The 20,901-nt window shown below is 59.2% G+C and carries 22 protein-coding genes; 15 read left to right on the top strand and 7 right to left on the bottom strand.

All coding sequences use genetic code 11. The features are described 5' to 3' along the window. Window positions 1–75: 75 nt before the first annotated feature. Together METLA_RS0116600 and METLA_RS0116595 are read right to left on the bottom strand one after the other, a co-directional pair. Window positions 76–2,247: a YgiQ family radical SAM protein gene (locus tag METLA_RS0116600; RefSeq protein ID WP_024299615.1), complete on the bottom strand. Its 2,172-nt coding sequence runs from the start codon at window positions 2,245–2,247 to the stop codon at window positions 76–78. Then, window positions 2,244–3,047, bottom strand: coding sequence for a spermine/spermidine synthase domain-containing protein (locus METLA_RS0116595; protein WP_024299614.1), 804 nt, complete (start codon window positions 3,045–3,047; stop codon window positions 2,244–2,246). Before METLA_RS0116595 ends, METLA_RS0116600 begins: the two co-directional genes overlap by 4 nt. A 209-nt stretch (window positions 3,048–3,256) precedes the next feature. Here METLA_RS0116595 and METLA_RS0116585 point away from each other — a divergent pair, with 209 nt between their 5' ends. The 4 genes from METLA_RS0116585 to METLA_RS0116570 all read left to right on the top strand — a co-directional run bounded on the left by METLA_RS0116585 (window position 3,257) and on the right by METLA_RS0116570 (window position 6,647). Then, window positions 3,257–3,640 (top strand): hypothetical protein, encoded by a 384-nt coding sequence (locus tag METLA_RS0116585; RefSeq protein WP_024299613.1) that lies wholly within the window; start codon window positions 3,257–3,259, stop codon window positions 3,638–3,640. Window positions 3,641–3,649: 9 nt separating this feature from the next. After that, complete coding sequence (locus METLA_RS0116580; protein WP_024299612.1) at window positions 3,650–4,324, top strand: DUF2760 domain-containing protein; 675 nt, start codon at window positions 3,650–3,652, stop codon at window positions 4,322–4,324. Next, the gene (locus METLA_RS0116575; RefSeq protein ID WP_024299611.1) at window positions 4,321–6,183 is read left to right on the top strand and encodes an Hsp70 family protein; all 1,863 of its coding nucleotides are present in this window, start codon (window positions 4,321–4,323) and stop codon (window positions 6,181–6,183) included. Before METLA_RS0116580 ends, METLA_RS0116575 begins: the two co-directional genes overlap by 4 nt. A gap of 143 nt (window positions 6,184–6,326) precedes the next feature. Next, a complete protein-coding gene (locus tag METLA_RS0116570; RefSeq protein WP_024299610.1) occupies window positions 6,327–6,647 on the top strand; it encodes a YqfO family protein in 321 nt (106 codons plus the stop codon). 21 nt (window positions 6,648–6,668) lie between these two features. On the opposite strand, the gene METLA_RS0116565 is transcribed toward METLA_RS0116570, so the two are convergent. After that, window positions 6,669–6,947 (bottom strand): DUF5329 family protein, encoded by a 279-nt coding sequence (locus tag METLA_RS0116565; RefSeq protein ID WP_161635439.1) that lies wholly within the window; start codon window positions 6,945–6,947, stop codon window positions 6,669–6,671. Window positions 6,948–6,997: 50 nt separating this feature from the next. On the opposite strand from METLA_RS0116565, the gene METLA_RS0116560 reads away from it, so the two are divergent. Then, complete coding sequence (locus tag METLA_RS0116560) at window positions 6,998–7,939, top strand: hypothetical protein (RefSeq protein WP_024299608.1); 942 nt, start codon at window positions 6,998–7,000, stop codon at window positions 7,937–7,939. 250 nt (window positions 7,940–8,189) lie between these two features. Then, complete coding sequence (locus METLA_RS0116555; protein WP_024299607.1) at window positions 8,190–8,738, top strand: TIGR02281 family clan AA aspartic protease; 549 nt, start codon at window positions 8,190–8,192, stop codon at window positions 8,736–8,738. Window positions 8,739–8,748: 10 nt separating this feature from the next. Here METLA_RS0116555 and METLA_RS0116550 read toward each other — a convergent pair whose 3' ends face one another. After that, complete coding sequence (locus METLA_RS0116550; protein WP_024299606.1) at window positions 8,749–10,599, bottom strand: hypothetical protein; 1,851 nt, start codon at window positions 10,597–10,599, stop codon at window positions 8,749–8,751. Between the two features lie 41 nt (window positions 10,600–10,640). Between METLA_RS0116550 and METLA_RS23295 the strand changes: the two genes are divergently transcribed. The 8 genes from METLA_RS23295 (at window position 10,641) to METLA_RS0116510 (ending at window position 15,600) form a co-directional block, all read left to right on the top strand. Further along, window positions 10,641–10,793 (top strand): hypothetical protein, encoded by a 153-nt coding sequence (locus METLA_RS23295; protein ID WP_198408476.1) that lies wholly within the window; start codon window positions 10,641–10,643, stop codon window positions 10,791–10,793. 8 nt (window positions 10,794–10,801) lie between these two features. Next, window positions 10,802–11,548 carry an energy transducer TonB gene (locus METLA_RS0116540; RefSeq protein ID WP_024299605.1) on the top strand — a complete coding sequence of 249 codons (747 nt, stop codon included), beginning with the start codon at window positions 10,802–10,804 and terminating at the stop codon, window positions 11,546–11,548. A gap of 16 nt (window positions 11,549–11,564) precedes the next feature. Then, on the top strand, window positions 11,565–12,230 hold the full coding sequence (locus tag METLA_RS0116535; RefSeq protein WP_024299604.1) for a MotA/TolQ/ExbB proton channel family protein: 666 nt from the start codon (window positions 11,565–11,567) through the stop codon (window positions 12,228–12,230). Between the two features lies 1 nt (window position 12,231). Next, complete coding sequence (locus tag METLA_RS0116530) at window positions 12,232–12,642, top strand: ExbD/TolR family protein (protein ID WP_024299603.1); 411 nt, start codon at window positions 12,232–12,234, stop codon at window positions 12,640–12,642. 89 nt (window positions 12,643–12,731) lie between these two features. Continuing rightward, the gene (locus tag METLA_RS0116525) at window positions 12,732–13,697 is read left to right on the top strand and encodes an ABC transporter substrate-binding protein (protein ID WP_024299602.1); all 966 of its coding nucleotides are present in this window, start codon (window positions 12,732–12,734) and stop codon (window positions 13,695–13,697) included. Between the two features lie 12 nt (window positions 13,698–13,709). Beyond that, the gene (locus tag METLA_RS0116520) at window positions 13,710–14,456 is read left to right on the top strand and encodes an ABC transporter permease (protein ID WP_024299601.1); all 747 of its coding nucleotides are present in this window, start codon (window positions 13,710–13,712) and stop codon (window positions 14,454–14,456) included. Next, the gene (locus METLA_RS0116515) at window positions 14,453–15,193 is read left to right on the top strand and encodes an ABC transporter ATP-binding protein (RefSeq protein WP_024299600.1); all 741 of its coding nucleotides are present in this window, start codon (window positions 14,453–14,455) and stop codon (window positions 15,191–15,193) included. The genes METLA_RS0116520 and METLA_RS0116515 overlap by 4 nt, the downstream gene beginning before the upstream one ends. Window positions 15,194–15,330: 137 nt before the next feature. Further along, complete coding sequence (locus METLA_RS0116510; RefSeq protein WP_024299599.1) at window positions 15,331–15,600, top strand: hypothetical protein; 270 nt, start codon at window positions 15,331–15,333, stop codon at window positions 15,598–15,600. Between the two features lie 621 nt (window positions 15,601–16,221). On the opposite strand, the gene METLA_RS0116500 is transcribed toward METLA_RS0116510, so the two are convergent. Continuing rightward, window positions 16,222–16,764 (bottom strand): hypothetical protein, encoded by a 543-nt coding sequence (locus METLA_RS0116500; protein WP_024299598.1) that lies wholly within the window; start codon window positions 16,762–16,764, stop codon window positions 16,222–16,224. A gap of 57 nt (window positions 16,765–16,821) precedes the next feature. Between METLA_RS0116500 and METLA_RS0116495 the strand changes: the two genes are divergently transcribed. Next, complete coding sequence (locus METLA_RS0116495; RefSeq protein ID WP_024299597.1) at window positions 16,822–19,608, top strand: AAA family ATPase; 2,787 nt, start codon at window positions 16,822–16,824, stop codon at window positions 19,606–19,608. A gap of 359 nt (window positions 19,609–19,967) precedes the next feature. Here METLA_RS0116495 and METLA_RS21515 read toward each other — a convergent pair whose 3' ends face one another. Continuing rightward, on the bottom strand, window positions 19,968–20,309 hold the full coding sequence (locus METLA_RS21515; RefSeq protein ID WP_024299595.1) for a hypothetical protein: 342 nt from the start codon (window positions 20,307–20,309) through the stop codon (window positions 19,968–19,970). Between the two features lie 105 nt (window positions 20,310–20,414). Continuing rightward, a complete protein-coding gene (locus METLA_RS22710; RefSeq protein WP_152539465.1) occupies window positions 20,415–20,843 on the bottom strand; it encodes a hypothetical protein in 429 nt (142 codons plus the stop codon). Window positions 20,844–20,901: the final 58 nt, after the last annotated feature.

Below are 20,901 nucleotides of genomic sequence, written 5' to 3'. Positions count from 1 at the left end.
CAGCTCAGGCTTAATGAATTAAACCTGAGCTCGTTGTGCGAAAGCGATCAAAATCATATTTTTATAAACGGCGAATCACTTCGACCTTTTGGCCGCGCGCGGGTTGACGCCCGTACGCGCTCGTTTTTTCCCAACCAATCCCGCTTCCTGCCCGGTATGCTTGGTTCTGAAGTGTTGCAGCTTTTCGGCAGCGACGCCGCCGGTGCCTTTGGGCTGGAAGGTCGGGATCAGGTGGTGTTTACCGTTGCCGATCAGGTCGCTGCGGCCCATCTCCTTTAACGCTTCGCGGAGCAGCGGCCAGTTGTTCGCGTCGTGATAGCGCAGAAAGGCTTTATGCAGGCGGCGCTGTTTGACGCTTTTCGGGATATAAATATCATCGACGCTGCGGCTGACCTTGTGCAGCGTGTCCTTGCCGGAATGGTACATCGCGGACGCGATCGCCATCGGCGACGGCAGGAAGGCCTGCACCTGATCGGCCCGAAAGCCGTTGCGCTTTAGCCACAGAGCCAGGTTCAGCATGTCCGCATCGGTCGTGCCGGGGTGGGCTGCGATGAAGTACGGGATCAGGTATTGCTCCTTGCCGGCTTCCTTCGAGTATTTGTCGAACATCTGCTTGAAACGGTCGTAAGTGCCGATGCCGGGCTTCATCATCTTCGACAGCGGGCCCTGCTCGGTGTGTTCGGGGGCGATTTTCAGATAGCCGCCGACATGGTGGGTGACCAGTTCCTTCACGTATTCCGGGGAGGTGACCGCGAGATCGTAGCGCAGGCCCGAGGCGATGAAGATCTTCTTGATGCCGGGCAAAGCGCGCGCGCGCCGGTAAAGCTTGATCAGCGGCGTGTGGTCGGTATTCAGATTCGGACAGATGCCGGGGAACACGCAGGAGGGCTTGCGGCAGGCGACTTCGATCTCCGGGTCCTTGCAGGCAAGCCGGTACATGTTCGCGGTCGGGCCGCCCAGGTCCGAGATGTGGCCGGTAAAGGCCGGCGAGGTGTCGCGGATCGCTTCGATTTCGCGGATGATCGAGTCTTCCGAACGGCTCTGGATGATGCGGCCTTCGTGTTCGGTGATCGAACAAAACGTGCAGCCGCCGAAACAGCCGCGCATGATGTTGACCGAATGCTGGATCATCTCGAACGCGGGAATGTTGGCCTTGCCGTAGGTCTTGTGCGGCAGGCGCGAGTAAGGCAGATCGAAGACGCCGTCCATTTCCTTGGTGGTCAACGGGATCGGCGGCGGATTGATCCAGACCTGGCGCGGGCCGTGCTGCTGGATCAACGGGCGCGCATTGCCCGGATTGGTCTCGCCGTGCATGACCCTGGAGGCATGCGCGTACAGGATCGGATCGTCCTTGACGGCCTCATAGGCGGGCAGACGGATGACCGTGTTCGCGCGCTGGTTTCTGAGCAGGGTCTTGTCGAATTTAACCACGTTTTCGCCCGGCGCGGCCTCCGGCGCCTTGGTCTCGCAGGCCGGCTGCTCCTGATACGGATTTTGCGGCGGCATCAGCGTGCCCGGTTTGTCGACATCGGTCGAATCCTTGACCGCGTAACCCGCCGGAATCTCCTTCACGAAATGCGCGGTGCCGCGAATGCCGGTTAGATCGGAAATCGCCTCGCCCTGCGCGAGCCGGTGCGCGATTTCGACGATCTGCCGTTCGCCGTTGCCGTAGACCAAGAGATCGGCCTTCGAGTCGAGCAGGACCGATTTTTTGACCGTATCGGACCAGTAGTCGTAATGCGCGATCCGGCGCAGGCTCGCCTCGATGCCGCCGATGATGACCGGCACGTCTTTAAAGGCCTCGCGGCAGCGGTGCGAATACACGTTGACCGCGCGGTCGGGGCGCTTGCCGGCTTCGCCGGCCGCGGTGTAGGCGTCGTTCGAACGGATTTTTTTGTCGGAAGTGTAGCGGTTCACCATCGAATCCATGTTGCCGCCGGTCACCCCGAAAAACAGGTTCGGGCGTCCGAGCTTCCGGAAATCCTCAACCGAAGTCCAGTCCGGCTGCGAGAGGATGCCGACCCGAAAACCCTGCGCTTCGAGCACGCGGCCGATCAGCGCCATGCCGAAGCTCGGATGATCGACATAGGCGTCGCCTGTCACCAGAATGATGTCGCAGCTGTCCCAGCCCAGCGCATCCATTTCCTGCTTGCTCATCGGCAGTTCGGGGGCCACGCCGAAACGCTGCGCCCAGAATTTACGGTAACCGAACAGATACGGCTCGGCGGAAAAAGCAGGATGGGTCATTTGGTGATTACTCGGTTGATAACGCGGGAATTGGATTTGATCAGCGTTTTAAGAAAGCTTGAAAATTCGATACGGTAAACTTGTTCGAGCGCTTCCGCCCGGCTGCGCAGATCCTTCAGCGAATACAGCGGCGCGCCTTTGTTGAAGGCCAGGCCGATCACATTGTCATAGTCGTTGACCGGCAAAAACAGCACCCGTTCCTGAAAGGCGCTGTTCAACCAATCGCAGTAAGCGGCGAACAAATTCTTGTCGGTGCTCCACAGATTCACGATCAGCATGCCGTCATCCTTCAGCAGCGCCCGGCAGGCATCGAAAAACGCGATGCTCGACAGCGACGGCGACATGCCGTCATGATCGAATATATCGACGAACAACAGACTGAAATAGCCGCCCAAAGTTTCCATCCGGCGGCGCACATATTCGCCGCCGTCGTCCAGAATCACCTTCAGGCGATTGTCCAGCGGCAGCCCGAAATGGCTGCGCGCGACCTTGACCACGTCCTTCCGGTATTCGACCGCGACTAACCGGCAATCCGGAAAATGATATAATAAGTGCCGGGCGAGCGAGCCGCCGCCCAAACCGAGAAGTAAACCCTGCTCCGGAGCATCTTTAAACAGCATCCAGCTATTCATTGCGCGCAGATAGGCCAGTTCCAGATTTTCCGGATCGTCCAGGCGCAGGCAGCTTTGCCTTGCGGAGGAACCGAAGTGTAGCGACCTGACGTTGTTTTTTTCGACCACTTCGATGACGCCGTCGTCATCGTGGCTTTGATAAATCAGCCGGCCCTTGACTTTGTACATGCCTTTGACGCAAGTTTCCAATATACTGTCCCCATTATACCTCAAGATGCTTTTTAACCTGTTGAATTTATTGTTTTCATCGGCAAAACGTTCGCCGCTGTGCCGCTTGAAAAAACGCGCATTGCCCTAATATCGACCAAGAACCGGCCGGTCGTGCGCGGCCGGCAAAATCGATTGCTTGTTTACCCTTTAATCATCCCGAGAATCCTATGAAACAGTTTCTTTTCCTTGTTTTATTGTCGTCCTCCTTCGCCGTTTTTGCGGACGACCCGAAAAATGAATGGCACAACACCACCTTGTCGGACGCCACGATCAAGAAAATCCAGTCATCCCAGTTCGACTACAGAAAATGCGTGGATGCCGAGATGCGCAAACCCGCTTATCAGTCAGTCGATGTGCGCGCCGGCACCGAACAAGTCATCAAACAATGCGAGTCGGAGTTGGCGAAGATGCACGATGTCTATGCGGGCGAAAAAGTGCCCGAGGTGATCATTGGCCGCCATTTGAAGCAGATGCGCATGCAAACGACCCGCGCGGTGCTGCAAAACCTGATGTTTGCGGCCGCCGCGCGCGATGCCGGCCAAACCAAATAAGGAGTGATTATGAATATGCAATATGCAATCGATTTGTCCCTGCGACCGACCACCTTTGACCTCTGGCACGTTTGCCTGGCCGGCACCGCCGCGGTATTGGCGCTGATCCTGATCTGCGTGCTGTTGTCGATGTTGATCGGCATGTCCAGATGCCGGAAGAAGCATGCCGCCGCAGCCGTGGCTCCTGTCGTTGCGCCTGTCGCAGCGCCGGCTCCGGAACCTGTCGTCAAGATCGTCGAGAAAATCGTCGAAGTCGAAAAGATCGTGCCCGGCCCCGCGCCGGAACCGGTGATTCTGAAAGAATCGACCCCGGATGCCGCGCTGCAATTGCTGGGCCTTCTGCAGCAACAGGCGCGCTTCATCGACTTCATCAAGGAAGACCTCTCCGCTTTCAGCGATGCGGATATCGGCGTCGCGGCGCGCGTCGTGCACGAAGGCTGCAACAAGGTGATCAACGAGCACTTTACCCTGGCCACCGTGCGCAGCGAACAGGAAGGCGGCAAGGTCACGCTGCAAAAAGGCTTCGATGCGGCAAGCGTGCGGCTGACCGGCAAGGTGACCGGCGAAGCGCCGTTTACCGGCACGCTGGTGCATAAAGGCTGGCAGGTCACGCAAATCCGGCTGCCGAAACTGACGCAAGGCTATAACGCGGCGATCGTCGCCCCGGCAGAGGTGGAATTATGAGCGAAGACATTCAAGCGACCGGGTCCGGCCCGCGCTTTTCGGTCGGTATCGACCTCGGCACGACCCATTGCGTGCTGTCCTATGCCGATTTGAGCCAGGTCGAACACGACGACTTTTCGCCCGAAGTGCTGGCGATTCCGCAGCTGACCTCGCCCGGCTCCGTCGAAGACAAGCCGCAACTGCCTTCGTTTTTATATCAGGCGCACGAAGCGGAACTGGCCGAAGGCTCGACCGCCCTGCCCTGGACGCAAAAACCGGAGCATCTGGTCGGCGAAATCGCCCGCACGCTCGGCAGCAAGACGCCGATTCGCCTGGTCGCGAGCGCGAAGAGCTGGCTCTGCCATGCGGGCGTCGACTGCAAGTCGCCGATCCTGCCGAGCGATGCGCCCGAGGAAGTCGAGCGGGTCTCTCCTTTCGCGGCGACCACCGCGTACTTGCAGCACCTGCACGATGCCTGGCGCAATCTGCACCCCGATGCGCCATTGGAAGATCAGGATCTGGTGATCACGGTGCCGGCATCGTTCGATCCGGCCGCCCGCGAACTGACCGCCGAGGCGGCGCGCGCGGTCGGCCTGGGTCGGGCGATCCTGCTGGAGGAACCGCAGGCCGCGCTGTACAGCTGGATCGAGCAAAGCCACGGCGACTGGCGGAACTATGCGCAATGCGGCGACATCATCCTGGTCGTCGACATCGGCGGCGGCACCACCGACCTGTCGCTGATCGCGGTGACCGACAATGCAGGCAACCTCGAACTGACCCGGGTCGCGGTCGGCGACCATATCCTGCTCGGCGGCGACAACATGGACTTGGCGCTCGCCTATACGGTCAAGGCCAAGCTCGAAAAAGACGGCCGCCGGCTCGAACCGTGGCAGGTGCAGTCGTTGATGCACAGCTGCCGCGATGCAAAGGAAAAAATCTTCAACGAGGCGTCTGTCGATCAGATGCCGATCGTGGTCGCGAACCGCGGCTCCTCCTTGATCGGCGGCACCCTGCGCACCGAGCTGACCCGCGAAGAAATCAATCAAGTGCTGGTCGAAGGCTTCATGCCGAAGGTCAGCGCGGCCGACCGACCGCTCGTAAGACCGCGCACCGGCCTTCGGACCGTCGGCCTGCCGTATGCGCAGGATGCCGCGATCACGCGCCATCTGGCCGCCTTCCTGGCCAAGCAGCAAAGCGCGGCCGATGACCTGAAAGACGTCAACCTGCCCGCACAGGCGACCTTCCTGCATCCGACCGCGATCCTGTTCAACGGCGGCGTGCTGAAGGCAGAGCCGTTGGCCGAGCGCTTGACCGAGGTGGTGAACTCCTGGCTGACAGCGGAAGACGCGCCCGAAGCGAGACTCCTGCCCGGCGCCGATCTCGATCTCGCGGTCGCACGCGGCGCGTCTTACTACGGCGTGGTCCGCAAGGGCAAAGGCGTGCGCATCAAGGGCGGCACCGCGGCCTCGTATTACGTCGGCGTCGAAAGCGCAATGCCGGCGGTGCCCGGCCTGCCGCCGGAACTGCAAGCCTTGTGCATCGCGCCGTTCGGAATGGAAGAAGGCACTCAGGAAGAACTGCCGGACGAGGAATTCGGACTCGTGGTCGGCGAACCGGTGCGCTTCCGCTTCTTCGCCTCGAACTCGCGCCGCGACGACCAGGTCGGCGAACGCCTGGCGTATTGGGCGGACGAAGAGTTGACCGAACTCGACGAGATCGAAGTGACGCTGCCGCCGGAAAATCGCCGTCCGGGCGAAGTGGTGCCGGTTCATCTCGGCGCGGCGGTCACCGAAGTCGGCACGCTCGAATTGCAGGCGGTTTCGCAAAAAGACGGCCAGCGCTGGAAGATCGAGTTTGATGTCCGGGCGGGAGAAAACTGATCCCTAAGCCCGACGCCGGACGGGTTTTGCCAACCCGTCCGCACGTTTTATTGTAACTTCGAAGCTGGCGTTAAACTTTCAGGACGGGGTTGAAAAACCCCTTCCAGCTGAAAAGGGTACGCGCAGCGTACCCTACGAACTCCATGTACCAACTCTGTTTCTACGTCCCCGAATCGCATCTTGAAGCGGTCAAGGCAGCCCTGTTTGCGCAGGGCGCCGGCTACTACGAGGCCTATGACCGCTGCTGCTGGCAGGTGCGGGGCGAGGGCCAGTTTCGGCCGCTGGCAGGCAGCCGGCCGCATCGGGGAGAAACGGATAGACTGGAAAGGCTGACCGAATACAAGGTCGAGATGATCTGCCGGGACGAAGCGATCCAAGCCGTCGTGCAGACCCTGCTGGCCGTCCATCCCTACGAAGAACCGGCCTATCATTTTTACAAAATCCTGACCGCCGCGGACCTGTAAAAACTTCGACTCCGGCGCATCTTATTGCCGGTACGACTTCAGCTCGCCCAGCAGCCACCGCTCGCTGTCCTGCACCTTTTCACCCGCGCAAAACACCCGGTATTTTTTCCCGCTCAGCTCGCTCTTCGTCGCGCTCAGCGCGATGAAATCCTCCGCCGTCGCAATCTGGTCCTTGAAATGAGCGTATTTCTTCCGGATATGTTCGGCCGCTTCCTTGCCGCTATGCATCTCAAAGAATGAATTTAATGCTGTGCTACAGGGTCCAATAGCTGTTAAAAAATGTCGCGTAACCCATAACAGAGAGCCTCATTATCAATAATTTTCGCCCCGAAAAGCAAAGGGGAAAGGCCATGTCATCGAATATTACCATCCTGAAATGGCTGTTCGCGCTGGTTTTGATTTTTGGCGGATTTGTGGTCTACAAAATCTTCGGCGTGCTGGCAACCGATCTTCCCGATAAAGATTACGTCTGGCTGCTGAAACTGATCTCCGAATTCGGCCTGTTCACCTCGGTCGTGATTTCGGTCGGTTTTTTTCATCACTGGATCATCGCGACCGAAGAACGCCGGGAAACCGAGAAAATGTTTCAGAACGTGCTGACCAAATATATCGACGGCACCGTGATCAACGCGACCAAACGCGGCTTTGTCGGAATCACCAACAAGGAACTGGATTTTTCCGAGCTGATGCACGGACTTTATCACGGCGATTATGTGTATTGGCTGATTACCTTCGATCCGCGTTACAAACATCACTGCCGCGAACTGGAGCATGCGATCCGCAGAGGCGTGCACGTCAGGATGCTGATTTTAAAGGATTGTTCGATTTCCGAACTGTGCGCCAGCGAAATCATCGGCTACGAGGCCGAGGAGTTTCGCCAAAACAATCGCCTGTTCCTGTCCGCGCTCGAAGACATCGCCGGGCGCATCGACAACCGCAGCGAAGGCTCGCTCGGCGTTTTCGTCTACGACTCGTTGCCGAGTATCCCGCTGTTCATCATCCTGCGCAACGCGCCGAAAATGATGGAAATCTACAACAGCTTCTATCTCTCCGAACCGGTCGGCAGGATGCCATACCTGCACTGGCAGGCCGACATTAAGACCCGCACGGAGTATTCCTTCGAATCGGCCAACTGGAACATGCCCGATCTGTTTGCGGACTATTTTCAAAGACGCTGGTGCGCCGAGCGCGAAAAACTCGGCCTGGCCGAAAAAGACAATGCGCCGTATCAGGATTTTCTCTACGCGCCGGCAGCGGCGAAGCAAAAGTGCACACAGTTGACTGACGGATAGGGAAGTCAAGACAGCAACAAAACCTTGCCGATCTCCGGCAATAAATACATCGGCTAAGGCACAGCGACGACTCAGGGCCAGCGGGTTAATCTTTGTGCTCATTCTACAAGCCTCCTGTTCAGAGCGTCTCGCAGGGAGCGGATTTGCCGATAGCATAACGTCACGTTTCGCCGGATCGACTATAGTGTACGGTGAATCCTACGCGGCCTGCTGCCGACGGAATCAAAAATACATTTCATCCGGGGAAGTTATGCGCAAATCAGCCATTCAGTTGACCGTCGGCGCGCTTTTGGCCGCATCCTGCGCGCCAACGCTAGGCGATCAAATCTACAAATGCAAAAATTCGGAAGGCCGCCTGCTTTATCAAAAAACGCCTTGCGCGGCCAACGTCGAAACGCTCTCATCCTGGACGCCGACCATCAAAACCCAACCGGCCGAAGCCGCCACGCCGCTGGCGCTCAAACAGCACGGCAGCGGGCATTATTTTGTCGACGGCGCGGTCAACGACAAACCGCTCATTTTTGTGATCGATACCGGCGCTTCGGTCGTTTCGCTGCCCAACGTCATCGCGTCCGCGGCGGGCATCCATTGCAAAGACAAGGCGCTGATGGAAACCGCGAACGGCATCACCGAAGCCTGCACCGCGGTGATCCCGGAATTGAAATTCGGCAATTTCGTGGTCAAGGATGCGGAAAGCATGATCGTGCCGAATCTGAGCCAGCCCCTGCTCGGCATGAACGTCCTCCAGCATTACAAGATCGCGCAGGATAACGGCGAGTTGCGCATTAGCCAGCCTTAAGCCTTTATTCTCAATGCAGTTTCGCAAGCCACGCCGGGTCGATCCGGCAGCCGCCGACTTCGGGGCGGTCGGCGATGTCCTGCTCGAAATCCCGGTAAGTGGGTAATTGAAAGGCCAGACGGTTAACTTTGCCGTCCGCGAATTCGAATTCGAGCGCGCCGCCTTTGGCCCAGGGACCGCCTTCCTTAGTTGTGAAAAGCAGGATGCCGATGCCCTTGCCCTGCTGTCCTGGCGCCGGACGCGCGCAGCTCAGTTCGCCGATTTTAAGGCCCAGAAAGACCTCGGCCAGTTGCTTCGCGCTGACCTGAATGCCTTCGCCCGGAATCGTCGAAAGGGACGGGGCTGCCGGCACAACCGGTGCAGGCGCCGGTGGCAAGGCGGTATCGGCAGACTGAGGCGCAGCGGGAACCGCCGGCGGATTCAGCAACTTTTCCAGGCCGAAATCGCCCAGATGGTTTTGCAGCAAGACCTTGCCGTTCGCTTTATCGGCGGTCATCAACAGCGGATACAATTGCCTTTCCATCTCGGCGGCCGAGGTATTGCGGAGCACCGCCAGCAACTGCCGTTCGATCGATTGCAGGGGCGAGAATAACTGCTCCTGTTGGCGGCTGGTGGCGCCGAGCTGATCCCAATCGGCGGGCGTATTGACTGCCAGCCCCATCACCTTCATCACCGCATAATCGTCTTCCGCCAGACAGGCGCCGAAATTCTTGTCGCGGTAGGCCGCGATCGTTTTCGGACGCATGTCGTTGTCCGTCGCCCGGCGCCGGTCGATGTTGTAATTTTTCCAGTCGCCGCTATTGGCGAGGAAATAATACAGCAGTGCATTGCGGTCGAACTTGTTGAAGCCGAGCGCCTTCAGGGTCAGTTTCAATTTACGGCAGTTCGTTTCGACATCCGCGTAATTTTTCCAGTCCAGCTTTAAATTCGGTCTGTCGAGCGGCGGCGACTGGGCGATCAATTGCTCCAGCTTGATGTCGCCTCCAGCCGACTTGATCGTCGAATGGCTCAGTTCCTCGAAAGACAAATCATGGGCGTCGGGCACGCCGTCAGAACCGGTACGCAGAAGCAGCGTCGGCACGATTTCGGGATAAATCTTCAGCTCGCCCAACGGTTTGGTTTCGGCGCCGAGCAGATTGAGGCCGCCTTCGTCGACCTGAAAGACCTTGAAGACGGTCTGATTCAGCTTGCCGGTCTTGCCGCTGTAGGCGGCCAGCGCCGGCAACGAATGCGATTCGGAGCTCTGCTTCGCGGATGACTGATTTTGGGCCGGAGCCGCTTGTTGGCTGCTCTGCATCCACTGCCCGGCCAACTGCCCCATCACCGCGACGCCCAGCCCCGCGCCGGTCATCGCCAAAATGCCGCTCGCGGCATTCACGTCGCCGACCAGGCTCGAAACATCCAGGTCGCTGTTCGCATTGGTGTAGAAATCATAATCGACCTGCGTTTCTCTGCCGTTGTCGAGACGCAGCCACGGCGTCAGAGTCAGTTTTTTCGCATCGAACCTGAAATTGCACTTGCCGGTCGTGGCCTGGTAAAGGAAGCCGGATGCCTCGCCCTGGAATTTGACCACGTCGTTGCGGACACGGTAAACCAACGCGGCAGACAAGTCGCCTTTTTGGTAAGGCGCGAGGTCCGAACAGCCGCCTTTCAGGAAATTGTCGCCCTGAGCGGAAAATTCGGAAACCAGGCGAACGTAATAATCGTCGCCATCGATCGCCTGAAACCCGGCCAGCGGCTGCAAAGGCTGCGGCGTCATTTCGGGCCGATCTATCGCGATCTGGCGGGTTTCCGCGCAGGCAGTCAGCAAGGCGGCGGCAAGCAGAGATAAATGGCGGTATGAACTGTGATGAAAGGACATGCTGTAATCTTGGCTGCGCCGTTTGCACGGCGGATAATGAAATGAATGTAAACATCGGGATTTTATCATCTTTCGCTTTTGCGGTTAACGCCGATTTGCAGGTCGCCCGGCATCGGCTCGAAGCGAAAGCGCCGCCGATTGGTAAATCCCAGCCGGGACCATTAAAATACCCGGCTTATTACGTTTCGGTCTGATCACGGCAATGCAGTCTTTTAAAACCCAGGAAAACGCCCGGGGCAAGCAACACGACGAAGAAAGCTCGCGGCGGCAATGGATCTCTGTGTTTTTAATGATTTTGCTGCTGCATGCCGCGCTGATCGCTTATCTGCATCGGCCTGACGAGCCGGAAACGCCCGCAAAACCCCTGGTGATGGATGTGGCGCTGATCGCCGCGCCGGCGCCGCAGCCAGCAAAACCGGCTCCGCCCGCGCCGCCGGTCGTGCCGCCCAAACCGCAGCCCAAACCAGTCAAGCCGAAAAAAGCGCCGGTCATGCCGAAGAAAACGCAGGTAGCCCCGAAGCCCGTCCGCGCCCCTACGCCTGAACCCGCACCGGCAGCAAAACCCGAGCCTGCGGCGCCCCGGCAAGAAAGCCCGGCGCCGCCGATTTCGGCACCGCCAAGGCCCGCGGTAGCACCGGCGGCGCAACCGCCGAAGACCGAAACCTTTACCGAGGCGAACTATAAAGCCAATTACAAATCCAATCCGAAGCCCGAATACCCGCGCATTGCGAAAAGCCGCGGCTGGCAAGGCAAAGTGCTGCTGCGCGTCCAGGTGACCGCCGACGGCCATAGTGCCGGCATTTCGGTGCAGCAAAGCAGCGGCCATGAAATGCTCGACGAAGCCGCGATCGAGGCGGTCAAAAACTGGACCTTCATTCCGGCCAAACGCGGCGACACGCCGGTCGCCAGCACGGTCACCGTACCGATGCAATTCAAATTGAACGAATAACCCTCTGGAGAAGTGAATGCCCCTGCAAATTCCACCGTCAGTGATCATCAATGGAACCCTCTATACCTTGCTGATTTTCTCGGTGATCACCTGGACGATCATCGTATTCAAGGCCTGGCAGTTTAGACAAAACAACCGCAACAACGAGCGCTACCTCCTGGTCTTTTGGGACGCGCCGAATCTGGAAGCGGCCGAAATTCTGCCGCCGAGCCTGGCGCGCGGCCCAAAGGCAAACATCGCACAACGCGGTTTCGCCTGGCTGGCCGACCTGAAACAAACCGGCGGCGCGGCGCTGAAGTACCGCGGCGAGCCGGAAGCATTGTTGGAGCAGGCCCTGCGCATCCAGACCCAACAGGAACTGCGGACGATGGAAAGCGGCCTGACCATGCTGGCCAGCATCGGCAGCACCGCGCCTTTCGTCGGCCTCTTCGGCACCGTGCTCGGCATCATGAATGCGCTACAGGACATCAGTAAGAGCGGCTCGGCGAGCCTCGACGTGGTCGCAGGCCCGATCGGCGATGCGCTGATCGCGACCGCGATCGGCATCGCGGTCGCGGTGCCGGCGGTGCTCGCCTACAACTATTTCGTGAAGCGCGCCAAGCAGCACCGGGTCGGCCTCGAAAATTTCGCCGACGGCTTTCTGCATATCGCGTTCAATTCGGACGCGCACGCGAGGAAATAACATGGCCTTTAAAGCGCAATCGGACGACCAGGATGCGGTCAGCGAAATCAACGTCACGCCGCTGGTCGATGTGATGCTGGTGCTGGTGATCATTCTGCTGGTCACCGCGCCCCTGTTGACTCAGTCGGTCAAGGTGAACCTGCCGAAAACCGCGCAGACCACGGCCGATGTGAAAGATCAGCCCTTACAGCTGGGCATCGACGCGCAGGGCGCGATCACCCTGAACAAAAAACCGCTCGCGGATAACGCCGCGCTCGAGGCAGCCTTAAAAACCGAGCTGGCCCGCGATCCCGAGATTGCGGTGCACCTGTACGCAGATCAGGCCGTCAACTACGGCAAGGTCGCCGAAATCATGGCCGCGGTGCAACATGCGGGCATTGCGAAGATGGGCTTTGTAACGGTCGAGCAATAAGAAGGCTCGGCCCGGCGGCCGGACTGTACGGATTACGCAGGCCGGCATGAATAGCATATAATCTGACTCTCGCACGGATAAATGTCGTTATGAAACTCAAAAACACCCTGCTCTGCCTGCTTCTGTCGGCCTCCTGCGCCAGTTTTGCGGAAGACAAAACCCCGATCCGTATCGGCATGCAAGCCACCGGCACCTCCGGCTGGGAGTTGTCGGTATTGGAACAGGCCCCTGAAAAGGCGAAACAGCCCTTTACGGTACAGACGCAACAGCTTGCGAACGCCGAGGCCGGCAAGATCGCGCTGCAATCCGGCGCGGTCGATCTGATCATCTCGGACTGGATCTGGGTGTCCAGGATGCGCGCGACAGGCGCCGATTTCACCTTTTATCCGTATTCGACCACCTCCGGCGCGCTGGTCGTCGCCGGCGACAGCCCGATCAAATCCCTGGCCGACCTGAAGGGCAAGCGTCTCGGCATCGCGGGCGGCGAGTTCGACAAAAACTGGCTGCTGCTGAAGGCGCTCGCGAAAAAGCAGCAGATCGATCTGGATGCGAGCGTCGAAAAGGTGTTCGGCGCGCCGCCCTTGATCGACGAGCAATTGAAACTCGGACGCATCGACGCCGCGCTGAACTACTGGCATTTTGCGGCGCGCCTGGAAGCCCAGGGCTACCGGCAAATCATCGACGGCAAGGGCATCCTGCAAGGGCTCGGCATCAACGAGCCGGTCGCGAACCTCGGTTATGTGTTCAAGCAGAGCTGGGCCTCAGCGCATAAACCGGCGCTCAACGCGTTTCTGAAGGCTACCGAAACGGCGAAAAAGCAGTTGTGCACCCAGGATGACGCCTGGCGCGGCGTGATTCCGCTGCTGAAGACCAACGATCAGGCCAGCCAGGACAAGCTCAGGCAGCGCTATTGCGACGGCATCGTCCAGCCGGGTGGAGAAGCCGAGCGGCAGGCCGCCGAGCGCATCTACCTGCTGCTCCGCGAGTTGAGCGGCAAACAGCTGACCGGCGCTGCCGAATCGCTCCAGCCCGGCACCTTCTGGACCCTCGACTGATCCCGGCGCCTCTTGAGTAATCTGCAAAAATTTTTTCCGGCCCTGTCGCTGGCGGTCTTCGTCGCGGCATGGCAGGGCGCCGCGTGGGTGCTGGACAGCAATCTCTTGCCTTCGCCTGTGACGGTGGCCGGCGTGTTTTGGCTGGAACTCCTCTCCGGACAGCTGACTTATCATCTGGGATCGACCCTGATCCGCCTGATCGTCAGCTTCGCGGTCGCGATGCTGCTCGGCTCGGCGATCGGCCTCGCGCTCGGGCGCAACAAAAATCTGAACGCGTTCTTCGACAACTGGCTGGTGATCTTTCTGAACATACCGGCCCTGGTCACGATCATCCTGTGCTATGTCTGGTTCGGTCTGAGCGAAGCCTCGGCGATTTTGGCGGTCGTGATCAACAAGCTGCCGAACGTGATCGTAACGATACGCGAAGGCGCCCGCACGCTCGATCAGGACCTGCTGGACATGGCGCGCTGCTATCGGCTGAGCCGGATCAACACGCTGAAGCATGTGATCTGGCCGCAACTGCATCCCTTCATGATGAGCGCGACCCGCTCAGGGCTCGCGTTGATCTGGAAAATCATCCTGATCGTCGAACTCCTGGGCCGCAACAACGGCGTTGGTTTCCAACTGCATCTGTATTTTCAATTGTTCGATGTCGCGAGCATTCTGGCCTATTCGATCGCGTTCGTGATCGTGATCCAGGGCATCGAGCATACGATCCTGAAACCGCTGGATAAACAATCGCAAAGGTGGCGCAGGTGAGCGACATTCAGATCGAGGTCAGACAAAAGGTCTACCCGGCCGCGGGTCAGGCCGCGCCGCATGCCGCGATCCAGGATTTTAAACTGACCCTGCATGCCGGCGAGTTCGTCTGCCTGGCCGGCCCTTCCGGCTGCGGCAAGACCACATTGCTGAACATCGTCGCCGATCTCGATCAGGATTATGACGGCGAAATTCGAATCGCCCGGCAGCAGGCGCGGCCGAAGATCGGTTATATCTTTCAGAATCCGCGCCTTTTGCCCTGGCGCACGGTCAGGCAAAACATCGAACTAGTGCTGCAAGGGCGTGACGCCACAGAAACGGTCGATTTTTTGCTCGAGACGATGCAATTGACCCGCTTTCAGCATGTGTATCCTGAGCGCCTGTCGCTGGGCATGAGCCGAAGGGTCGCGATCATCCGCGCGTTTGCGATCGATCCCGAACTGTTGCTGATGGACGAGCCGTTCGTGTCGCTCGATCCGCCGACCGCAAGACAAGTCCGGGAACTGTTGCTGGAACTTTGGCGGAAACGTCCGCACACGGTATTGTTCGTCACGCATGACCTGCGCGAAGCGATCGCGCTGGCCGACCGGCTGATTTTTCTGTCGCCTTCGCCGATGTCGATCGTCGGCGATATTCGCGTCACGATACCGCGAGACCTACGGCGGGATGAAAACGAAATCGAAGCGTTCAGGCGCCAGCTTTTGGACGGCGCGCCCCATATAAAACAACTTCTGTAGCGCTTTGATCGCGGCTTTCGATTACGCCAACCGGGGGTTGCTAATTAGCTAGATTTGCCCGATACTAGCACCGATCAGGCTTTGTGAAACGTTACAACCCATAGGGCTACCCTATACACCATCGGAGACACATCATTATGAAAAAAACAATTATTTCGGGACTTCTGACCGCGGGTCTCGCGCTTTGCTCATTGACCGCGTCGGCAGCCGGCGACGACCAATACCCGGCCGCGAACTTCCAGCCGAAAGTCGTTTTCATCGATAAGGATGCGGCCGCCGCAGCGTCCAGCAGCAGTGAGTCTGCTGCACCCAAATGCGCCGAAAAAGCAGCCGCTGCAAAGCAAAGCGAATTCGATCCGAAATATCCGGCGGCCAGCTTCGAGCCTAAAGTGGTTTATCCTAACTAAGCCCGCTTCTCGCTCCCTCTTTGCAGGTCGGGACACGCTCTGCCGAGCCGCCCGACCCGCAGCCTGAATCCGGCTGGATTCGCCGCATCCAAATTCGAATCATGCCTGATTTGCCCGCAGTTCGTGCAACGGCATGTTGACGATCTTCAGCCTCGCCATCACCCTCGGCAAGCGTTTTTCACGCTGATGCGCCAATGACGCATGCGAGAAACGCCGCTGTTATTTTTCTGAAGCCGGTGCGTTACAAGATGCCTCGTCCACCTCAGTACACTCCCTTGGCTCGTTTAGAGCCGCATTTGAGATCCTCTACGGAGTTCCGGTTTTTCCATTTGCGCACTGTCTTTGATTTCCCTCTTTGAGTTGACGATAGAGCGCCATTTAAAATATAGCGGTTACGACGGTATTACGGCACCGATACCCAAAAGCTCGTGTTGCCGACGATGTTAAAACCTCCGACCGTTGGTGTCACACAAGGGACGATGCCGTTGTAAAGTTGCCGTCTATCGCTTCCGGATTTCTGCATTCCCTTTATGGGGGATGCAGAAATGACAGAAAACGATGTACTTCCGGATGGACGGGATGGTGACATAAGAAAACATCCCGTCGGCGGTTTTTTCGGCGTTAATGGGCTATTTCAGGGACCCAACCATTTGCCAAGCGGACGCTATAAGCGACCGGGGTCGCCACGCTGGTGTCCGTACGGTACAGGTTGATTTCGACGTAGTACTCGTTGCTTTCGAAATCAAAGGTATGGTCGAATGTCTTTACGTCTTCATGCGCCACGACACTGGCTGTCAGGTTGCTGTTAAACGTCGCAATGGTCGATTCGCTCAGCGTTGCCCTGCTGACTTTTTTCAGTGAGGCAGTCATTTGGGCTTTAGTACCGATGCCGTCAGTATCCTTGTAGCCAACAATCAAAGAATTCCACTCCCAGTTTGGATTTTTCCAATAAGCAGCGGAACCAAATTCATCGGGGTCGTCAGCTACAAAAGCGGGTACATAGTCATAGCTAGGCGTGACATTGCAACGCACGGTAATCGGCGAAATCAGGAATAATGGCGGGAAGCCGTCCGGCTCCGGTTCGGATGCGGTCCGGTTTAAGTCCGGTTCGGGCGCGGTCTGGCAAGCCGGAAAACGCCGCTTGCCTCCGGCAGGCGGACCCATGAGCCAGACGCAATAATCCTCTGGCCTACACGCGGCATACTCGAGGAGAACAACACCATGCCCCAGCCTGTCTGGTTATTCGATCGGTTCCGGCTCGATACCGGGGATGCCAGCCTGTGCCGTGACGGCCAGGTCGTCAACCTTACCCCCAAGGCGTTCGCGCTGCTGTGCTGCCTGGCCGAGCGGGCGGGGCGGCTGGTGACCAAGGATGAATTGCAGGATGCCGTGTGGACGCACCATTTTGTCAGCGAATCGGCGCTCAAGGGCCGCATGAACGAACTGAGGCAGGCTTTGGGCGATGACCCCAAGGCACCGAGCTACATCGAGACGGTGGCTCGGCGCGGCTATCGCTTCATCGCCGAGGTGAGCCGGGAGGACGCCCATCCGGTGACCGCTGCGGCCGGTCCGACCGCCGGCGGCGCCTTGGCGTCGATCCGCTGGGACACACCGGACGCCCTCCCCGGGGTGGGCCGCGAGGCCGCTTTGGCGCAGCTTCAGCAGCTATGGGAAAAGGCCGCAGCAGGCCGCCGGCAACTGGCCTTTATTACCGGCGAAGCGGGGATAGGCAAAAGCACCTTGATCGAGATGTTTCTGCGGGCGGGGCCGGATAAGCCGGTGGTGCTTCGGGGCCAGTGCATCGAGCATTTCGGCGCGGGCGAGGCGTTGCTGCCGCTGCTGGGCGCGCTGGCTCGGCAGGGGCCGGCCCTGATCGGCGCATTGCGCGCCCAAGCCCCGACTTGGCTATTGCAGATGCCGGGGCTGCTCACAGCGGAGGAACGTTTAGGGTTGCAACAAGAAGTGCTGGGAGCCACGCAGGAGCGCATGCTGCGGGAAGGCTGCGAAATCCTCGAAGCCCTGAGCGCACGAACGCCGCTGATCGTGGTGCTGGAAGACTTGCACTGGAGCGATTACGCCACGCTGGATCTGCTCGCCGCCTTGGGACGGCGGCCGGAGCCGGCGGCGCTGTTGGTAATCGGCAGCTACCGGCCCAGCGACGTGGCGTTGCAGGGTCACCCGATGCGGCGGGTGCAGCAAGAATTGCAGGCGCATCGGCTGTGTGCCGAAGTGGCGCTCGACAGCTTTTCCTCGGCGGAACTGCACACCTATCTGGAACGGCGCTTTCCCGAAGGCCGCTTCCCCGAGGTGATTGCCGATATTCTTTACCGCCGCAGCGGCGGACATCCTTTGTTTCTGGTGAACCTGCTCGACTATCTGCTCGCCGAGGGGCGGCTTAAGCAGAGCGGCGACTGGTGGAGCGTCGCCGGCGGCGACGGTCTGGAGCGCGGGGTGCCGGACGACATCCGGCAGATGATCGAGCAGCAAGTCGCCCGTTTGAACCCGGACGAGCAGCGACTGCTCGGGGTGGCCAGTGCGGCCGGGATGGACAGCTCGGCGGCGCTGTTGGCCGCCGTGCTGGAAGAAGATCCCCTCACCGTCGAAGCCCGCTGTGAAGCCTTGGCGCGGCGCGGACCGATGCTGGCGGCGGATGGGGTGACGGAGTGGCCGGACGGAACGCTGGCGGGAAATTATGCCTTCCGCCATGCGCTGTATGCGGAAGTGCTGTATCAGCGGCTGCCCCCGGCCTATCGGATCTCGGTGCATCGGCGCCTCGGCGAGCGGCTGGAACTCGCCTACGCGGAGCGGGCCGGGGAAATCGCCGCCGAACTGGCCCGCCATTTCGAGGAGGGAAGGGACTTCGCCAAGGCCGTGCGTTATCTGCGCTTGGCGGCCGGGCAAGCCGCGGCGCGCTTCGCCAACCGCGAGGCATTGGATTATCTCGGCCGGGCCTTGGCGTGGGTGGAACGGCTTCCCGCCGAAACCCAAACGGACAGCCGGCTGGCGCTGCTGCAACAACGCGCCTTGGTCCATCGGACGCTCAATGATTGGCCCGGCATGGTGACGGATCTCGAAGCACTGATTGCCCTAGCCGGCGCCGAGGATCGGCGGGAGGAAGAGACAGGCAGTTTGATATCATTAAGCTGGGCGCTGTTTCATTCCGACCGCTCCCGTCATCTCGCCATTGTGGAGCAGGCGGTCGAGCGGAGTGGCAAACTCGCGAACCACCCGCTTAAGGTCTACGCGGTCGCCAATCGTGCATATTTTCGCCTTGATTTTGGCCTGTGGCGGAACGAAGATCTGGCGGCCGTCGCCTGCGGAGTGACAGTCGCCCGCCAGTCGCGAGATGACAGGCCCCTGGCCTTATATCGGATGATACAGAGCATCCTCGATCTCAACCAGGCCGATTACGCCGGCGCGCTCGCGGCTGCGCAAGAAGTAGCCCAGTTTGGCTTGGCGATGGGCGACGGCTACCTTCACTTGGGCGGCCAGTATCTTTCCACTTGGGCTTTGCTCGGCCTGGGCAAGTGGGGCGAGTTGCGGCACGTTCTGGCCGAAGGCATAAAAGCGGCGGAGCAAAACAACAGTCCGATGGGCCGGTCGATATTCCACCTGGCGGGCGCGGCCCTGCATCTGGAGGTTGATGATTTTCAGGGGGCGCTGGCCATGTGCGAACGAGGGCAACTACCGCCGAGTGATCCCGCCCTATTCTTGCATCGGGTTCTGCGCGGCCAGGCCCACCTGGGCCTGGGGGAGTATGCCGAGGCCGCACGCTGGTTTGGGGAATTCACCAGGGCCTTAGACGCCGGCGGCTTGACCGAACTGCGCAATCAGACAAGGTTTCGCAGCAGTCTCGGCGCGTATTGGTTGGCGCGTCGGGAACCCGCGCGCGCGCCGAGGCCGCACGGCTGCTGGAACTGGCCACCCCACCGGGCAATTGCGCCTATCAGGCGCTCGGCCACCGGTTGCTGGCACAGGCCGCCCTCGCGGAGCAGGATTGGGATGTAGCGGCAACGCAGCTTTCCCGCGCCTTGGCTATCGTCGAAAACGCGGAGATTCCGCTTGCAGCTTGGCGCGTGTACGAAACCGCGGCGGAACTGCACCTGTGCCAGGGGCAGGCCGGCCTAGCCCAGGACTTTCGGTGCCAGGCCGAGGCAGGGCTGTCCCGCCTGGCCGGCTCGCTCGATGAGTCCGACCCCTTGCGCCGGTCGCTCCTCGCCCACCCGCTGCTGCAAGACGGAGCAGCGCATAAGATGGGCTGAGGCACGAAGCTCATCTTATAAACAAGGAGTCCTAAAGTTCCCCTTCGGCCCAGACAAATATTTGCCGAGCCAGGTAGGGCGCGCATCGCGCACCGTTTTGATGTCCTAGCGCCTATGCGTTTGGGACCAGACTTCGACGTATGTGCCGCGTGGGTCGCGTGCCTGCATTTTCTTGAGGAAACTCTGAACGCTATCGAAACCCTTGCCGGCCTTCGGCACGATTTCAGTCCTCACGAGGTTGTTCGCGCCGGGGTGGACGTAAGCGCTAAACAAATACCAATGTTCCACATAGCGGATTTGGCCGGCGTGTTCGGGCACATAAATCGCCCCGACCACGGTGTTCCGCTGTCTCAGATCGTGAACATTCGGGTCGACTTGCGCCTGGGCATGGCCGGCGAACAGGCTGGCGGCGGCCAGCGCGAGGCAAGACAAACGACAGGTTTTCATGGGACTACTCCTTAAAAGGTTGAATGAACGGCAGACTTGCAAACCCAGCCGCGCTTCGGCACTTGATTCCAGCCAGATAGGGTGCGCATCGCGCACCAAAAGCGGTTACGGACGTGGCGAAAGTGTTCCGGTCACCGTTAATGTACCCGTGTCGCCGCCTAGAAACCCAGACTGAAAGATTGCCGTTGCACTAACTGTTACATGCCCTGCATTGTCGATTCTGGAACCCTTCGGATTCAGTGTTTCAGTTGACAGCACGAAGGTAATGTCCGAATCACCAGCAAAAGCATTACTTTCGTGGAAATGCAGCGGCAGCGTCAACTTCATTACACCCTTTGTTCGATTGCACGAACCGCTCGCAGCGCCTTTTAATGAGATGGTCGTTGTGTTGCTTCCGCCGGGTACTGGAAATGGGCCAATGATGATCGGTGGAAAGTTTACGATGTCGCAAAAACTATGATCGTATTTGTGCTCAAGAATTTGGTCATTAAGATCATTAAGTTCTTGTTTAAGAATATTGCATTTGCTTGTCATGGTAAATTCCTTTGTTGATTAATTGTTTAAATAGCGATTACGACTGTATTACAGCCAT

Source organism: Methylomicrobium lacus LW14 (assembly GCF_000527095.1).
Lineage (GTDB): Bacteria > Pseudomonadota > Gammaproteobacteria > Methylococcales > Methylomonadaceae > Methylomicrobium > Methylomicrobium lacus.
The sequence above is the reverse complement of the archived record's forward strand: the minus strand, read 5'-3'. Positions and strand labels throughout refer to the sequence as shown.

What these genes read in the sequence shown, in the direction of transcription:
- METLA_RS0116600 (WP_024299615.1), bottom strand. Translation starts at nt 2,247, where the DNA reads ATGACCCATCCTGCTTTTTCCGCCGAGCCGTATCTGTTCGGTTACCGT.
- METLA_RS0116580 (WP_024299612.1), top strand. Translation starts at nt 3,650, where the DNA reads ATGAATATGCAATATGCAATCGATTTGTCCCTGCGACCGACCACCTTT.
- METLA_RS0116535 (WP_024299604.1), top strand. Translation starts at nt 11,565, where the DNA reads ATGCCCCTGCAAATTCCACCGTCAGTGATCATCAATGGAACCCTCTAT.
- METLA_RS0116540 (WP_024299605.1), top strand. Translation starts at nt 10,802, where the DNA reads ATGCAGTCTTTTAAAACCCAGGAAAACGCCCGGGGCAAGCAACACGAC.
- METLA_RS0116570 (WP_024299610.1), top strand. Translation starts at nt 6,327, where the DNA reads ATGTACCAACTCTGTTTCTACGTCCCCGAATCGCATCTTGAAGCGGTC.
- METLA_RS0116495 (WP_024299597.1), top strand. Translation starts at nt 16,822, where the DNA reads ATGCCCCAGCCTGTCTGGTTATTCGATCGGTTCCGGCTCGATACCGGG.
- METLA_RS0116500 (WP_024299598.1), bottom strand. Translation starts at nt 16,764, where the DNA reads ATGGGTCCGCCTGCCGGAGGCAAGCGGCGTTTTCCGGCTTGCCAGACC.
- METLA_RS0116575 (WP_024299611.1), top strand. Translation starts at nt 4,321, where the DNA reads ATGAGCGAAGACATTCAAGCGACCGGGTCCGGCCCGCGCTTTTCGGTC.
- METLA_RS0116595 (WP_024299614.1), bottom strand. Translation starts at nt 3,047, where the DNA reads ATGTACAAAGTCAAGGGCCGGCTGATTTATCAAAGCCACGATGACGAC.
- METLA_RS0116510 (WP_024299599.1), top strand. Translation starts at nt 15,331, where the DNA reads ATGAAAAAAACAATTATTTCGGGACTTCTGACCGCGGGTCTCGCGCTT.
- METLA_RS0116585 (WP_024299613.1), top strand. Translation starts at nt 3,257, where the DNA reads ATGAAACAGTTTCTTTTCCTTGTTTTATTGTCGTCCTCCTTCGCCGTT.
- METLA_RS0116550 (WP_024299606.1), bottom strand. Translation starts at nt 10,599, where the DNA reads ATGTCCTTTCATCACAGTTCATACCGCCATTTATCTCTGCTTGCCGCC.
- METLA_RS0116555 (WP_024299607.1), top strand. Translation starts at nt 8,190, where the DNA reads ATGCGCAAATCAGCCATTCAGTTGACCGTCGGCGCGCTTTTGGCCGCA.
- METLA_RS0116525 (WP_024299602.1), top strand. Translation starts at nt 12,732, where the DNA reads ATGAAACTCAAAAACACCCTGCTCTGCCTGCTTCTGTCGGCCTCCTGC.
- METLA_RS23295 (WP_198408476.1), top strand. Translation starts at nt 10,641, where the DNA reads ATGAATGTAAACATCGGGATTTTATCATCTTTCGCTTTTGCGGTTAAC.
- METLA_RS22710 (WP_152539465.1), bottom strand. Translation starts at nt 20,843, where the DNA reads ATGACAAGCAAATGCAATATTCTTAAACAAGAACTTAATGATCTTAAT.
- METLA_RS21515 (WP_024299595.1), bottom strand. Translation starts at nt 20,309, where the DNA reads ATGAAAACCTGTCGTTTGTCTTGCCTCGCGCTGGCCGCCGCCAGCCTG.
- METLA_RS0116560 (WP_024299608.1), top strand. Translation starts at nt 6,998, where the DNA reads ATGTCATCGAATATTACCATCCTGAAATGGCTGTTCGCGCTGGTTTTG.
- METLA_RS0116530 (WP_024299603.1), top strand. Translation starts at nt 12,232, where the DNA reads ATGGCCTTTAAAGCGCAATCGGACGACCAGGATGCGGTCAGCGAAATC.